12 protein-coding genes, 1 rRNA gene and 1 riboswitch are annotated in these 14896 nt (G+C 69.7%); of the genes, 12 read left to right on the top strand and 1 reads right to left on the bottom strand.

Annotated features, from left to right (window positions below; genetic code table 11):
• From rrf to ACFYTE_RS39735, 11 genes are all read left to right on the top strand, one after another.
• A 5S ribosomal RNA gene (gene rrf / locus ACFYTE_RS39685) occupies positions 1 to 93 on the top strand; the annotation flags it as partial.
• 109 nt (positions 94 to 202) lie between these two features.
• Positions 203 to 811: a CDP-alcohol phosphatidyltransferase family protein gene (locus tag ACFYTE_RS39690; protein WP_388721702.1), complete on the top strand. Its 609-nt coding sequence runs from the start codon at positions 203 to 205 to the stop codon at positions 809 to 811.
• A gap of 114 nt (positions 812 to 925) precedes the next feature.
• Positions 926 to 3421, top strand: a complete 2496-nt coding sequence (locus tag ACFYTE_RS39695) for a sugar phosphate nucleotidyltransferase (RefSeq protein ID WP_388721762.1) — start codon at positions 926 to 928, stop codon at positions 3419 to 3421.
• 99 nt (positions 3422 to 3520) lie between these two features.
• A complete protein-coding gene (locus ACFYTE_RS39700; protein ID WP_388721704.1) occupies positions 3521 to 4429 on the top strand; it encodes a DUF881 domain-containing protein in 909 nt (302 codons plus the stop codon).
• Positions 4426 to 4758 carry a small basic family protein gene (locus ACFYTE_RS39705; RefSeq protein WP_003988855.1) on the top strand — a complete coding sequence of 111 codons (333 nt, stop codon included), beginning with the start codon at positions 4426 to 4428 and terminating at the stop codon, positions 4756 to 4758. Before ACFYTE_RS39700 ends, ACFYTE_RS39705 begins: the two co-directional genes overlap by 4 nt.
• A 5-nt stretch (positions 4759 to 4763) precedes the next feature.
• Positions 4764 to 5606: a DUF881 domain-containing protein gene (locus tag ACFYTE_RS39710; RefSeq protein WP_388721706.1), complete on the top strand. Its 843-nt coding sequence runs from the start codon at positions 4764 to 4766 to the stop codon at positions 5604 to 5606.
• 130 nt (positions 5607 to 5736) lie between these two features.
• On the top strand, positions 5737 to 6627 hold the full coding sequence (locus ACFYTE_RS39715) for an FHA domain-containing protein (RefSeq protein WP_388721708.1): 891 nt from the start codon (positions 5737 to 5739) through the stop codon (positions 6625 to 6627).
• Positions 6628 to 6670: 43 nt separating this feature from the next.
• On the top strand, positions 6671 to 7408 hold the full coding sequence (locus ACFYTE_RS39720; protein ID WP_388721710.1) for a MerR family transcriptional regulator: 738 nt from the start codon (positions 6671 to 6673) through the stop codon (positions 7406 to 7408).
• Positions 7409 to 7494: 86 nt separating this feature from the next.
• Positions 7495 to 7968: a bifunctional nuclease family protein gene (locus ACFYTE_RS39725; RefSeq protein WP_026253112.1), complete on the top strand. Its 474-nt coding sequence runs from the start codon at positions 7495 to 7497 to the stop codon at positions 7966 to 7968.
• Between the two features lie 270 nt (positions 7969 to 8238).
• The gene (locus ACFYTE_RS39730) at positions 8239 to 8925 is read left to right on the top strand and encodes a MerR family transcriptional regulator (protein ID WP_388721713.1); all 687 of its coding nucleotides are present in this window, start codon (positions 8239 to 8241) and stop codon (positions 8923 to 8925) included.
• A 263-nt stretch (positions 8926 to 9188) separates the two neighbouring features.
• Positions 9189 to 10595, top strand: a complete 1407-nt coding sequence (locus ACFYTE_RS39735; protein ID WP_388721715.1) for a DNA polymerase IV — start codon at positions 9189 to 9191, stop codon at positions 10593 to 10595.
• 647 nt (positions 10596 to 11242) lie between these two features.
• Here the strand turns inward: ACFYTE_RS39735 and ACFYTE_RS39740 are convergent.
• Positions 11243 to 11617: a PRC-barrel domain-containing protein gene (locus ACFYTE_RS39740; protein WP_388721717.1), complete on the bottom strand. Its 375-nt coding sequence runs from the start codon at positions 11615 to 11617 to the stop codon at positions 11243 to 11245.
• Between the two features lie 113 nt (positions 11618 to 11730).
• Positions 11731 to 11826, top strand: a riboswitch (glycine riboswitch).
• Positions 11827 to 12002: 176 nt separating this feature from the next.
• On the opposite strand from ACFYTE_RS39740, the gene gcvP reads away from it, so the two are divergent.
• Positions 12003 to 14888 (top strand): aminomethyl-transferring glycine dehydrogenase, encoded by a 2886-nt coding sequence (gcvP, locus tag ACFYTE_RS39745; RefSeq protein ID WP_388721719.1) that lies wholly within the window; start codon positions 12003 to 12005, stop codon positions 14886 to 14888.
• The last annotated feature ends 8 nt before the right edge of the window (positions 14889 to 14896 follow it).

A 14896-nucleotide genomic window follows, 5' to 3' on the forward strand; every position in this document is an offset into this window, starting at 1 on the left:
ACGCCCGGTTACATTCCGAACCCGGAAGCTAAGCCTTACAGCGCCGATGGTACTGCAGGGGGGACCCTGTGGGAGAGTAGGACACCGCCGAACTACCTTTAAAGCTCCGGCTCTTGGGCATACAGCCCAAGAGCCGGAGCTTTTTTGCGTTGAGGTAGGGTCAGGGAGCATCGTTGGTTCGTTTCCCACAGGAGGCCCCCGGGTGGAGGTCCAGGAGACCCGAGTTCAGACGGACCGGGTCCTCACCATCCCGAACATCCTCAGCATGGCGCGTCTCGTCGGCGTACCGCTCTTCCTGTGGTTGATCCTCAGGCCCGAGTTCGGAGGCCCCAAGAGCGACGGCTGGGCGCTGTTGGTGCTCGCGCTGAGCGGGATCAGTGACTACCTGGACGGCAAGCTCGCCCGGCGCTGGAACCAGATCAGCAGCCTCGGCCGGCTCCTGGACCCGGCCGCCGACCGGCTCTACATTCTCTCGACGCTGGTCGGCCTCACCTGGCGCGAGATCCTGCCGCTCTGGCTGACGGCCGTACTCCTGGCAAGAGAAGCGGTCCTCCTGGTGATGGTGGGCATCCTCAGACGTCACGGCTACCCGCCGCCGCAGGTGAACTTCCTGGGCAAGGCCGCGACCTTCAATCTCATGTACGCCTTCCCGCTGCTCCTGCTCAGTGACGGAACCGGCTGGATCTCGTCACTCGCTGCTATTTTCGGATGGGCGTTCGCCGGATGGGGTACGACGCTGTACTGGTGGGCAGGAGTGCTCTATGTAGTGCAGGTCCGCCGACTGATCCGTGCGGACACCATGGCCGATTGAACTCGGCGATTGTCCGGACGCAGCGGCTCGATGGCCCTCGGCGGAAAAGTGCGGGACAATCTGGACGGGTGAAGTCGGCTAGACCGTCGTCTCTTGGAGGAGGACGCTTCCGACATGAAGGCCGTCGTGATGGCCGGTGGTGAAGGCACACGCCTTCGCCCGATGACCTCAAGCATGCCCAAGCCGCTCCTGCCCGTGGCGAACCGCCCGATCATGGAGCACGTCCTGAGGCTGCTCAAAAGGCATGGGCTCACCGAGACCGTTGTCACCGTGCAGTTCTTGGCCTCGCTCGTCAAGAACTACTTCGGTGACGGCGAAGAGCTCGGAATGGAGCTGACCTATGCCAATGAGGAGAAGCCACTCGGTACCGCCGGAAGCGTCAAGAACGCCGAAGAGGCGTTGAAGGACGATGCCTTCCTCGTCATCTCCGGCGACGCGCTGACCGACTTCGACCTCACCGACCTGATCAATTTTCACAAGGAAAAGGGCGCCCTCGTCACGGTGTGTCTGACGCGGGTGCCCAATCCTCTGGAGTTCGGCATCACCATCGTCGACGAAGAGGGCAAGGTCGAGCGCTTCCTGGAGAAACCGACCTGGGGGCAGGTCTTCTCCGACACCGTGAACACGGGCATCTACGTGATGGAGCCCGAGGTCTTCGACTATGTCGAGCCGGACGTTCCCGTCGACTGGTCCGGTGATGTCTTCCCCCAGCTCATGAAGGAGGGCAAGCCGGTCTACGGCTATGTCGCCGAGGGCTACTGGGAGGACGTCGGTACACACGAGTCGTATGTGAAGGCGCAGGCCGACGTCCTTGAGGGCAAGGTCGACGTGGACATCGACGGATTCGAGATCTCCCCGGGCGTGTGGGTGGCCGAGGGCGCCGAGGTGCACGCGGACGCCGTGCTGCGCGGGCCGCTCTACATCGGCGACTACGCCAAGGTGGAGGCCGGTACCGAGATCCGGGAACACACCGTCGTCGGGTCCAATGTCGTCGTGAAGAGCGGGGCGTTCCTGCACCGGGCCGTGGTGCACGACAACGTGTACGTCGGACAGCACAGCAATCTGCGGGGTTGTGTCGTCGGGAAGAACACCGACATCATGCGCGCGGCCAGGATCGAGGACGGCGCGGTCATCGGCGATGAGTGCCTGATCGGTGAAGAATCGATCGTTCAGGGCAATGTGCGGGTCTATCCGTTCAAGACGATCGAGGCCGGTGCGTTCGTCAACACCTCGGTGATCTGGGAGTCCCGCGGTCAGGCACACCTCTTCGGCGCACGGGGCGTGAGCGGGATCCTGAACGTGGAGATCACACCGGAGCTCGCCGTGCGGCTGGCCGGCGCCTATGCGACCACCCTCAAGAAGGGGACGACCGTCACGACGGCCCGTGACCATTCGCGTGGCGCGCGTGCCCTGAAGCGTGCGGTCATCTCCGCGCTCCAGGCCAGTGCCATCGACGTACGGGACCTGGAGAACGTGCCGCTGCCGGTGGCCCGGCAGCAGACCGCGCGGGGCAGCGCCGGCGGGATCATGATCCGGACCTCGCCGGGGGTGCCGGACTCGGTGGACATCATGTTCTTCGACGGACAGGGCGCCGACCTCTCCCAGGCCAGCCAGCGCAAGCTGGACCGGGTGTTCGCCCGGCAGGAGTACCGGCGGGCGTTCCCCGGGGAGATCGGCGACCTGCACTTCCCGGCCAGCGTCTTCGACTCGTACACCGGGTCGCTGCTGCGGAACATCGACACCACCGGGATCGCCGAGTCGGGGCTCAAGGTCGTCGTGGACGCCTCCAACGGCAGTGCGGGGCTCGTCCTGCCCAGTCTGCTCGGCAAGCTCCGTGTGGACTCCTTGACCGTCAATCCCGGCCTGGACGAGGCGCGGCCGACGGAGACCGGCGACATGCGCCGGGCGGGGCTGGTGCGGCTCGGTGAGATCGTCGCGTCCTCCGGGGCGGCGTTCGGCGTGCGGTTCGACCCGGTGGGCGAGCGGCTGTCCCTCGTCGACGAGAAGGGCCGCATCATCGAGGACGACCGGGCGCTGCTCGTGATGCTCGATCTCGTGGCCGCGGAGCGGCGCAGCGGCCGTGTCGCGCTGCCGGTGACCACGACGCGGGTCGCGGAGCAGGTGGCCGCGTACCACGGCACCCAGGTGGAGTGGACCACGACGTCTCCCGACGACCTCACGCGCGTGGGACGCGAGGAAGGGACGATCTTCGGGGGAGACGGCAAGGGCGGGTTCATCGTCCCGGAGTTCAGCGGCGTCTACGACGGTACGGCGGCCTTCGTACGGCTGATCGGACTGGTGGCCCGGACACAGCTCACGCTCAGCCAGATCGACGCGCGGATTCCGCGGGCGCATGTCCTCAAGCGTGATCTGGCCACTCCGTGGGCCGTCAAGGGGCTGGTGATGCGGCGGGTCGTCGAGGAGGCCGGAGACCGGTTCGTCGACACCACGGACGGTGTGCGGGTCGTGGAGCCGGACGGTCGATGGGTGATGGTCCTGCCCGACCCGGCGGAGGCGGTCACTCATCTGTGGGCGGAGGGACCGGACGACGAATCCGCCCAGGCCCTGCTCGACGAGTGGTCGGCCGTCGTGGACAGCGCCGGACGCTGAAACCCGCCGCACGCGCGCGTGCCGGACATGTGTCCCCAAGGGAGGCCTGTCCGGCACGCCGGTGGGGCCATTCGGAGGTACTGCTCGCGACGTGCGACGATGTGCGGCATGCCGCAGCATCCCCCCGTTCGGAGCACACCGGCCTCGCGGCCCGCGCGCCCCGACGCCTCCATGTCGTTGATCACCAACGTCATGGATCACAGCCTCGACGACGGGTATGCCGAGGCCGCCGCCCGCAGGAAGACCCAGGGCGAGGGGGGCCTGCCGAAGACGCTCCGGGCGAAGCTCGGTCTCGCCGGCGGCCTGGTGCTCGCCGCGCTCGTCGTGACCGTCGGAGCGGCCCAGGCCCGCGTGGCGGCGCCCGTCGTCGCCAAGGAACGGCAGGAGCTGCTGGACCGCATCGACCGGGAGACCGAGACGGCGGACCGGCTGGAGGGCAGCGTCGACAAGCTGCGGGACGACGTGAGCGCCCGCCAGCGGGCCGCCCTGCGGCAGAGCGGCGGCAGCGAGCAGGCCGATCTGGTGGGAGTCCTTTCGGGCGCCATGGCGGTGCACGGTCCCGGAGTGAAGCTCGTCGTGAACGACGCGAAGGACGCCACCACAGGCGGCGACGGCAACCCGCGCACGACCTCCGGATTCTCCGACACTGGCCGGGTGCGCGACCGTGACATGCAGCGCGTGGTCAACGGGCTGTGGGCGGCCGGCGCGGAGGCCGTCTCCATCAACGGGCAGCGGCTGACCGCCCTGTCCGCGATCAGGGCCGCGGGCGACGCGATACTGGTCGACAACAAGCCGCTGGTGCCGCCCTACACGGTGCTGGCGGTGGGTGACGGGGACCAGCTCAGCACCGGTTTCCAGGACGGCGCCGACGGACTGTATCTGCATGCCCTTGAGGACAGTTACGGCATTCGGGCCGACATCTCCGTGGAGAGCGACCTTCGGCTGCCCGCCGCACCGAGTGTGATCGTACGTACAGCACAGCCGAACACTGGGAAGGGCACATCGTGATCGCCGTACTGGGCCTCGTCGTGGGAGTCGTGGCCGGGCTGTTGGTTCGTCCCGAGGTTCCGGCGGTCGTCGAGCCGTATCTGCCGATTGCCGTGGTCGCGGCGCTCGACGCCGTCTTCGGCGGTCTGCGGGCCATGCTGGACGGAATCTTCGACGACAAGGTGTTCGTGGTCTCGTTCCTGTCGAACGTGGTCGTGGCCGCCCTGATCGTGTTCCTGGGCGACAAGTTGGGCGTGGGCGCACAGCTGTCCACGGGTGTCGTCGTGGTCCTCGGTATCCGTATCTTCTCCAATGCCGCGGCCATCCGGCGGCATGTGTTCCGGGCGTGAGGCCGATGAGCAAGCAGGACGAGCAGGACGGGCAGGCGGAGAACAGGCTGCGCAGGGAACTGCCCGACGAGGTGCCCGCGCCGGGCCCCGTGCCGCAGCCTCAGGCCGAAAAGCCCGAGCAGGAGCTGACCGGCCGCCAGCGGCTGGTCAACGGACTGTGGCCGCCGCGCCTCTCGCGGGCGCAACTCATCGTCGCCCTGCTGCTGTTCGGCCTCGGCTTCGGGCTGGCCGTGCAGGTGGCGTCGAACAGCGACAGCGACAGCGCGCTGCGCGGCGCCCGCCAGGAAGATCTCGTGCGCATCCTCGATGAACTCGACAACCGTACGCAACGTCTTGAGGACGAGAAGACGGGACTCGAACAGCAGCGTCAGGAACTGGAGAACAGCTCGGATCAGGCGCAGGAGGCACGCAGGCAGACGGCCGAGAAGGAGCGGCAACTCGGCATTCTGGCGGGCACCGTGGCGGCGCAGGGCCCCGGCATCACGATGACGATCGACGACACGAAGGGAACGGTCAAGGCGGACATGCTGCTCGACGCGATCCAGGAGCTGCGTGCGGCCGGCGCGGAGGCGATCCAGGTCAACGGCGTACGGATCGTCGCCGGCACGTATCTCACCGACTCCGGCAACAGCGTGAGCGTCGACGGGAACAAGATCAACGCCCCTTATCGTTTCAAGGTCATCGGCAAGTCGCAGGACCTTGAGCCGGCGCTCAACATTCCGGGAGGCGTGGTGCAGACTCTGGAGAAGGAGCAGGCCACCGTGACCATCGAGCGGTCGGACAAGATCATTGTTGACGCCTTGCGACCGGCGAAGCAGCCTGACTACGCTCGGTCGTCCTCCCAGTGAATCGGGAGTGCATGGCAGAGGTCCGGCAGGGGCATGAGGTTGCGGGGGGTCGGCGCACCGAAGGGGTGGTGCGTGGTGGAAACTGTCTGGTGGATACGGACGTTGTGAGGATGTCCGGGTCGACCGGTGTATGGAATCAGGGTTCGTCCTGCCCCACGGGCGGGTCTGTTTCGGTCAAGGGGAATCGCCCGTGAAGTTGTTTGCGAAGTTGTTCGGCAAGAGCGCGCGAGAGGGCAGCGGCAACGCGACCGCCCGCCATCGCGCACAGCCTGACGCAGAGGGCCAGCGCCCGCTGTTCCGGGACCAGCTGGGTGGCCCGGGCGGCGACATTTCCGGAGGTCAGGGCGCGCCGTCTGTTGACCCTGCCCAGTCCAGCGGCATAGGTTTCGGGCAACCGTCAACCTCAAGTGCGGGTGGAGGGTTTACCCCCGGCCCGTATGCGTCCAATGCCCCCGGGGGGCAGCCGCGGCAGGAGGATCCGTCCATGTCGGTCCTGGTGTGTACGAGGTGCGGTAACCGCAACGCGGAGAACGCCCGGTTCTGTTCCAACTGTGGTGCGCCGCTGCGTGCCGGCGCCGCCGCCGAGCGGCCGTCGGAGACGACGTCCACGATCTCCATCTCCGGTCTTGAGGCGTACGACGCCGAGACCACCGGCCAGACGCAGTTGCCGGCGCTCTCTCCCGAGGCGCAGGCCGCCGTCGACGCGCTGCCGCTCGGCTCTGCGCTCCTGGTGGTCCGCCGCGGCCCGAACTCGGGCAGTCGCTTCCTGCTGGACGGGGACCTGACCACGGCGGGCCGTCATCCGCAGAGCGACATCTTCCTGGACGACGTGACGGTCTCGCGTCGTCATGTGGAGTTCCGGCGTTCTCCCGACGGTTCGTTCACGGTGGCCGACGTGGGCAGTCTGAACGGCACCTACGTCAACCGCGAGCGGATCGACCAGGTCGCTCTGTCGAACGGTGACGAGGTGCAGATCGGCAAGTACCGGCTGGTCTTCTACGCGAGCCGGCACGGCATCTGACCAGCCCCCCGGACATCGTCCGGGGGGACTCCAGGGAAGGTCCATGCTTCAAACACCGCGCGGCGGCGCCGGACACGGTACCGCTGCCAGGGACAGTGGGCTGATGAGCATCGGCGCTGTGCTGACCGTGCTGCGCGAGGAATTCCCCGAGGTCACCGTCTCCAAGATCCGGTTCCTGGAGTCGGAGGGCCTCGTCGAGCCGCAGCGGACCCCGTCGGGGTACCGCAAGTTCAGCGTCGGCGACGTCGAGCGACTGGGCCACGTCCTGCGGATGCAGCGGGATCACTATCTGCCGCTCAAGGTGATCCGGGAGCACCTCGACGCGGTGGAGCGGGGCGAGGCGGTCCAGCTGCCGGTCATGGGCCGGCAGGGGGACGCCGAGGATCCTCTGGAGCCCGTCGAGGGCCGCACGGCGGCCCGGATCGGGCGGGCGGAGCTGCTCGCGGCCGCCGAGATCGACGAGAGCGACCTCCAGGAATGGGAGTCGTACGGACTTCTTGCCCCCTTGGAGGACGGGGTCTACGACGCGGAGGCGGTGACCGTGGCCTCCCTTGTGGCCGAGTTGGGGCGATTCGGGATCGAGCCGCGCCACCTTCGGGTGATGAAGGCCGCCGCCGACCGCGAGGCGGGCCTCGTCGACCAGGTGGTGGCCCCGCTCAGGCGTCACCGCAACCCGCAGACCAGGGCCCATGCGGAGGCCCGTACGAAGGAGCTGGCGGCGCTCACCGTGAGGCTGCACGCGGCGCTGGTGAAGACCGCGCTGGGCGTGCGGCTGCCGTGAGCGGCGCCGGTGCTCCGTGGGCCGGATCGCGCACCCGTTCCCTGCCCGACTACCCAAACGTCCCGGGCACGGCCTAGGGTTGCTGTGTGAACGAGCTCGATGTCGTAGGTGTCCGGGTCGAGATGCCCTCCAACCAACCGATCGTGCTCCTGCGTGAAGTGGGCGGCGACCGGTACCTCCCCATCTGGATCGGGCCGGGGGAGGCGACCGCGATCGCCTTCGCCCAGCAGGGGATGGCTCCCGCACGGCCGCTGACCCACGACCTGTTCAAGGACGTGCTGGAAGCCGTCGGTCAGGAGCTCACCGAAGTACGCATCACGGACCTGCGTGAGGGCGTCTTCTACGCGGAGCTGGTGTTCGCCAGCGGGGTCGAGGTCAGCGCCCGCCCGTCCGATGCCATAGCGCTGGCACTGCGCACCGGAACGCCGATCTACGGCAGTGACACGGTGCTCGATGACGCAGGCATCGCCATTCCGGACGAGCAGGAGGACGAAGTGGAGAAGTTCCGCGAGTTCCTCGACCAGATCTCGCCCGAGGACTTCGGCACCAGCAGCCAGTGAGTCCGGCGGACCGGCCCGGCGGACCAAGGGTCGCGCCGGGCTGGTGCTGGTGGACGGCCCCGGGACGGGGCCTGGGTCGGGCAAATGCCGGTGGCCTTTGAGAGCGTCCTGCGGCTCCCCGCGAGCGCATTCGGCTAGCCTTTCCCCGCGGTGGGGCACGGGAAACCACTCTTAGGGTGATTATCACTCGGCGTGGCGAGTGTGGCGATCGTTGACGCACTCCTGGTGACTGCCTACCGTCGTGAAGGCAGGTCAAGGACGGAGGTCGGCGTGAGAAGCAGCGGCGACGGTACGGCTGGGGGTGCCCCCGGACGCGGTTTCGGGGGGAGCGGTCCGTACCCTTCCTCAAGCGCTCGGCTCCGCCCCAGCGGGGGGTTTCCCCATTCCGGCAGCGGTGCGGCCGAGCACGCCCCGCAGCGGCCCGCGGCCGTGCCCGGCGGCGGAGGGGCGGTGTCCATGACGTCGGAGCAGATCGGTTACCGGGGGCCTACGGCCTGTGCGGCGGCCGGCATCACTTATCGGCAACTGGACTACTGGGCCCGCACGGGCCTCGTCGAGCCCAGTGTGCGGCCCGCCTACGGGTCGGGAACGCAGCGGCTGTACAGCTTCCGGGACGTCGTCGTCCTCAAGATCGTCAAGCGGTTCCTGGACACCGGTGTGTCGCTGCAGAACATCCGTAGCGCCGTCCAGCACCTCAGGGAACGCGGTTTCCGCGACCTGGAGCGCATGACGCTGATGAGCGACGGCGCCACGGTCTACGAGTGCACCTCGCCCGACGAGGTGCATGCGTTGCTTCAGGGCGGGCAGGGCATCTTCGGCATTGCCGTGGGAGTGGTCTGGCGGGACGTGGAAAGCGCCCTTTCCCAGCTCCACGGCGAGCGCATCGACACCGGGGAGACGCTGGTCGGGCCCAACCCCGCGGACGAGCTGGCGCGCCGGCGCAATCGGGCGGTCTGAGCGGCGCGTCTGGGGCCTGATGCCGGTTCGGTGGTGCGTCTGGGGCTCTCGGCCGGTCTGGGCGGCGCACCCTGCGGCCTGCTGCCGGTCTGCCGGGCGCTCCCCGGGCCCCTGCCGGTTTGTGTGGTGCGCTGCGGCCTGCTGCCGGTTTGCGCGGCGCGTCTGCGGTCTTAGGGGCGTCCGTCGCGATCCTGGCTTGCTCCTGGGCCGTGTCGCCGTCCGGTGGCGGGGCATTGTCAGTGGCGTGGTGCAGCATCGGAGATGTGAGGAACACGCCCACGATCCTGCATCTCGACATGGATGCCTTCTTCGCCTCGGTGGAGCAGGCGTCCAAGCCGAGTCTGCGCGGTAAGGCCGTCATCGTGGGCGGGCTCGGGCCGCGCGGGGTGGTCGCCACCGCCTCGTACGAGGCTCGGGTCTTCGGGGTCCACTCGGCGATGCCCATGGCGCAGGCGCGCCGACTGGCCCCCAACGCCGCCTACCTCATGCCGCGCTTCGGGCTGTACCGCTCGATCAGCGAGCAGGTGATGCAGCTGCTCGGGGAGCTGTCACCGCTGGTGGAGCCGCTGAGCCTGGACGAGGCGTTCGTGGACCTGGAGGCCGGCGGAACGGCCTGGGACGAGGGGTCGGCGCGGCTGGCCGGGGCGAAGCTGCGCGCGGACATACGGGCCGTCACCGGGCTCACCGGCTCGGTCGGGCTCGCCGCGTCCAAGATGCTCGCGAAGATCGCCTCCGAGCAGGCCAAGCCGGACGGTCTGGTACTGATCGAACCGGGCACGGAACGCGTCCTGCTCGGCCCCATGTCGGTGCGGACCCTGCCGGGGGTGGGGCCGGCGACCGGTGACCATCTGCGGCGGGCGGGGATCGCCACGGTCGAGGAGATCGCCGAGGCGGGCGAGGACGAGTTGGTGCGGCTGCTGGGCAAGGCCCATGGGCACTCGTTGTACGCGATGGCGCTGGCGCGCGACGAGCGCCCCGTGGTGGCCGAGCGGGAGACCAAGTCGGTGTCCGTCGAGGACACCTACGACGTGGACATCCACGATCGGGTCCGGGTCGGTCTGGAGGTGCAGCGGCTGGCCGACCGGTGTGTGCGGCGGCTGCGCGGGGCGGGACTGTCCGGGCGGACCATCGTGCTGAAGGTGCGGCGGTACGACTTCTCCACGCTGACCCGGTCGGAGACGCTGCGGGGGCCCACGGACGATCCCGCGGTGGTGCGGGAGGCGGCGGCCCGGCTGCTGGACTCCGTGGACACGACGGGCGGGGTGCGGCTGCTCGGGGTCGGCGTCTCCGGGCTCGCCGACTACACGCAGGAGGACCTGTTCGCGCAGGCGGCGGGGGAACTGGCCGAGGCGGTGCCGGAGGAGAGCGTGGCCGAGTCCGTCGAGGAGCGGCCGTCGGTCGCCGAGCGGCACTGGCCCGCGGGGCACGACGTGCGGCACGCCGACCACGGGCACGGTTGGGTGCAGGGCAGCGGCCTGGGGCGGGTCACGGTGCGATTCGAGACACCCGGGTCCGAGCCGGGGCGGGTGCGGACGTTCCGGGTCGACGATCCAGGCCTGGAGCCGGCGGATCCGCTGCCGCTGGTGCCCGGGGAAGCGCGGGGAAGTGAGGGCGGACCGGTCGGGGGACCGGGTGGTGGTGGTCAGGCGGTGGTGCGAGGCAGCGGCTGAGACGGGGGCTCTGGGCGGGGCCGAGCGCGGGTGGATTTCGCCGGTGGCGCCGTGGGGGCCATGCTCCTGCGGCTGTCCTCGCGGGGGTGCTCGGCGGTCATAAGGGGGCCGAGGTGCTGCGATGCGATGGGGGCGGGGTGCCGGTGTCGGGAGGACCCTGCGGAGGCGGAGGCGGAGGCGGAGGCGGAGGCGGGGAGGGTCGGGCGTCGGGTCGTTGAGGCGTCGGGCGGCGCAGGCATGGGGCGGATGCCGGCAGGGGCGGCGGGCCGTGCGGGCTGTGTGCGGGCGGGCGCGGGCGCTGGCGGGTGCGGGTTGGCCGACCTGGGTCACGGGGGTGCGGGAGGTGTTCTCGGCGGGTTGGTGTGGTGGGGCGGGGATGTGCGGTGGTGTTAGGGGGCGTGCCGGGGGAGTGGTCGGCGGTGGGTCTTGTGGGCTGTGTGCGGGTTGGCCGACCTGGGCCATGGGGGTGTGGGGAGGGGGAGGTGTTCTCGGCGGGTTGGTGGGGGGCGGATGTGCGGTGGTGTTCTCGGGGCTGGCGGGGAGACATGAAGGGGGCGGTCTGTGGTGTGGCGGGTCTCGGGGGTTTCGGTGTGGTGGGGTGAGCCCGGTGGGCATGGGATGGGAGGCGTTGGGCCGTACAGGGGGCGTCAGGGTTCGTCGTGGCCTGCCAGGTTGCCGAAGTCGTGGTCCGGGTGCGGGGGCGGCGGTGCGGCCACGTCCAGGCCGTAGTGGTGGTAGAGCTGGAGTTCCTGCTCGGGGGAGAGATGGCGGCCCACGCCGAAGTCGGGGGCGTCCTTGATGAGGGCGCGGTCGAAGGGGACGCGCAGGGTGCCCTCGACCAGCTCACTGGGCTCAAGGGGGACGAAGGCGTCCCTGGAGAACAGGCCCGTCCGTATGGCCGCCCACTCCGGCACGCCCGTGGCATCGTCGAGATAGACCTCGTCAATGGTTCCGATCTTGGTCCCGTGGCGGTCGAACGCCTTGCGGCCGATCAGGTTGCGCGGATCGATGTCGGTCTGCACGGGCCCTCCTCATGGTCGCAACTCATCCGTAAGCACTACAAAAGAGCAGATTCGAGGAGGCGGCCACTCGAAGCCCCGTCGCTGACCTCGCTGGTACGCTGGCAAGCGGCTGCTGATCCCGTGCGGGAGAGTCCTCCGGACACCACCGGAGGCGCCGAAGGAGCAAATCCTCCCCGGAATCTCTCAGGCTCACGTACCGCATGGACGAGGTCACTCTGGAAAGCAGGGCGGGTGTCGACGGCTCCCGCTCTCACCGACGGGGAAAGCCGCCCACCTTCGGGTGACGCGGTGAAGCTCTCAGGTCGAGATGACAGAGGGGGAGGCCGTCGGGGTGCCCGCGCCGGGGCGCCCCTCGAAGGTCGCGTCAGACCAGGAGGCCTCCGCAATGACCGCCCATCGCACTCCGCTCTCCGAGCTCGAACAGGGCATCCCCTTCGAGCAGCGGCACATCGGGCCCGACCAGGAGGCGCGGGCCAAGATGCTCGCGCAGGTCGGCTACGGCTCGCTCGATGAGCTGACCGCTGCCGCCGTACCGGATGTGATCAAGAACGCCGACGGGCTCGACCTGCCGGGCGCGCGCACCGAGGCGGAGGTGCTGACGGAGCTGCGCTCCCTCGCCGACCGCAACCAGGTCCTCGGGTCGATGATCGGACTCGGCTACTACGGCACCTTCACGCCGCCCGTCATCCTGCGCAACGTCATGGAGAACCCGGCCTGGTACACGGCCTACACGCCCTACCAGCCGGAGATCTCGCAGGGGCGGCTCGAAGCCCTGCTGAACTTCCAGACCATGGTCGCCGACCTCACCGGACTGCCCACCTCCGGTGCCTCCCTCCTCGACGAGGGCACGGCCGCGGCCGAGGCGATGGCCCTGTCCCGGCGCATGGGCAAGAACAAGAAGGGCCTCTTCCTGATCGACGCGGACACGCTGCCGCAGACCATCGCCGTGATCCGGACCCGTGCCGAACCCACCGGCGTGGAGGTCGTCGTCGCCGACCTCAGCGAGGGCATCCCGGCCGCGATCGCCGGGCGGGAGATCAACGGCGTACTGCTCCAGTACCCCGGCGCCTCCGGAGCCGTGCGCGACATCGCTCCGGTCGTCGAGCGGGCCCATGAACTCGGTGCGCTCGTCACCGTCGCCGCCGACCTGCTCGCCCTCACGCTGCTGAAGTCGCCGGGCGAGCTGGGTGCGGACATCGCCGTCGGTACGACCCAGCGCTTCGGCGTGCCGATGGGCTTCGGCGGGCCGCACGCGGGCTACATGGCCGTGCGTGAGAAGTTCGCGCGCAGCCTGCCGGGCCGCCTCGTCGGCGTGTCCGTCGACGCCGACGGACACAAGGCGTACCGGCTCGCCCTGCAGACCCGTGAGCAGCACATCCGGCGTGAGAAGGCCACCAGCAACATCTGCACCGCGCAGGTGCTGCTCGCGGTGATGGCCGGCCTGTACGCCGTCTACCACGGTCCCGAGGGGCTGCGGGCCATCGCCCGGCGCACCCACCGGTACGCCGCGCTGCTCGCGGCGGGTCTGGCCGGCGGCGGGTTCCAGACCGTCCACGGCGCCTACTTCGACACGTTGACGGTCAGGGCGCAGGGCCGCGCCGCACAGATCGTCGCCGCCGCGCGCGACAACGGCGTCAATCTGCGCCTGGTCGACCCCGACCACGTCTCGATCGCCTGCGACGAGACGACCGACCGGGACCGGCTCGGCGCCGTGTGGGCCGCCTTCGGCGTGCGGGGCGACATCGAGGCGCTGGACGCGGCCTCCGATGACGCGCTTGACGAGGCGCTGCTGCGGGCCGACGCGTTCCTCACCCATCCCGTCTTCCACCAGCACCGCTCCGAGACCGCGATGCTGCGCTACCTGCGCAAGCTGGCCGACCGTGACTACGCGCTGGACCGCGGCATGATCCCGCTGGGCTCCTGCACGATGAAGCTCAACGCGACCACCGAGATGGAGCCGGTGACCTGGCCCGAGTTCGGTCAGCTGCACCCGTTCGCGCCCGCCGAGCAGGCGCAGGGCTACCTCACGCTGATCCGCGAGCTGGAGGACCGGCTCGCCGAGGTCACCGGGTACGACAAGGTCGCCCTCCAGCCCAACGCGGGCTCGCAGGGCGAATTGGCCGGTCTGCTGGCCGTGCGGGGCTACCACCGCGCCAACGGTGACGAGGGGCGCGTCGTGTGCCTGATCCCGTCCTCCGCGCACGGCACCAACGCCGCGAGCGCCGTGATGGCCGGGATGAGGGTCGTCGTCGTCAAGACCGCCGAGGACGGCGAGATCGACGTCGCGGACCTGCGGGCGAAGATCGAGCAGCACCGCGACGAGCTGGCCGTGTTGATGATCACCTACCCGTCCACGCACGGCGTGTTCGAGGAGCACGTCGCCGACATCTGCGCCCAGGTCCACGAGGCGGGCGGCCAGGTGTACGTGGACGGCGCCAATCTCAACGCCCTGGTCGGGCTCGCCAAGCCGGGCCACTTCGGCGGTGACGTCTCGCATCTCAACCTGCACAAGACGTTCTGCATCCCGCACGGCGGCGGTGGTCCCGGGGTGGGTCCGGTGGGTGTGCGCTCGCACCTGGCGCCGTACCTGCCGAACCATCCGCTGCAGCCCGCCGCCGGTCCGGAGACGGGCGTCGGCCCGATCTCGGCCGCTCCGTGGGGCTCCGCGGGGATCCTGCCCATCTCCTGGGCGTACGTCCGGCTGATGGGCGGCGAAGGGCTGAGGCGGGCCACGCAGGTGGCCGTGCTGTCCGCCAACTACATCGCCAAGCGCCTGGAGCCCCACTACCCGGTCCTCTACACCGGCCCCGGCGGGCTGGTCGCGCACGAGTGCATCATCGATCTGCGTCCGCTGACCAAGGCGACCGGCGTGAGCGTGGACGACGTGGCCAAGCGGCTGATCGACTACGGCTTCCACGCGCCGACGATGTCGTTCCCGGTGGCCGGCACGCTGATGATCGAGCCGACCGAGTCGGAGGACCTGACCGAGCTGGACCGGTTCTGCGAGGCGATGATCGCGATCCGCGCGGAGATCGAGAAGGTCGGCTCCGGCGCGTGGCCCGCCGACGACAACCCGCTGCGCAACGCCCCGCACACCGCGGCCGCGCTCGGCGGGCAGTGGGCGCACCCCTACAGCCGTGAGGAGGCGGTCTTCCCGGCGGGTGTCTCGGCCGCCGACAAGTACTGGCCGCCGGTCCGCCGTATCGACCAGGCCTTCGGCGACCGGAACCTGGTCTGCTCCTGCCCGCCGCTGGACGCGTACGAGGACTGAGCCGGGCG

The sequence above is a fragment of the Streptomyces sp. NPDC004629 genome, from assembly GCF_042873595.1.
In the GTDB taxonomy this organism is placed as follows: domain Bacteria; phylum Actinomycetota; class Actinomycetes; order Streptomycetales; family Streptomycetaceae; genus Streptomyces.

Bases quoted from the DNA above. Each gene is read 5' to 3' on its own strand.
- ACFYTE_RS39720 (WP_388721710.1), top strand. From the start codon at position 6,671: ATGCTTCAAACACCGCGCGGCGGCGCCGGACACGGTACCGCTGCCAGG.
- ACFYTE_RS39715 (WP_388721708.1), top strand. From the start codon at position 5,737: ATGGAATCAGGGTTCGTCCTGCCCCACGGGCGGGTCTGTTTCGGTCAA.
- gcvP (WP_388721719.1), top strand. From the start codon at position 12,003: ATGACCGCCCATCGCACTCCGCTCTCCGAGCTCGAACAGGGCATCCCC.
- ACFYTE_RS39700 (WP_388721704.1), top strand. From the start codon at position 3,521: ATGTGCGGCATGCCGCAGCATCCCCCCGTTCGGAGCACACCGGCCTCG.
- ACFYTE_RS39710 (WP_388721706.1), top strand. From the start codon at position 4,764: ATGAGCAAGCAGGACGAGCAGGACGGGCAGGCGGAGAACAGGCTGCGC.
- ACFYTE_RS39695 (WP_388721762.1), top strand. From the start codon at position 926: ATGAAGGCCGTCGTGATGGCCGGTGGTGAAGGCACACGCCTTCGCCCG.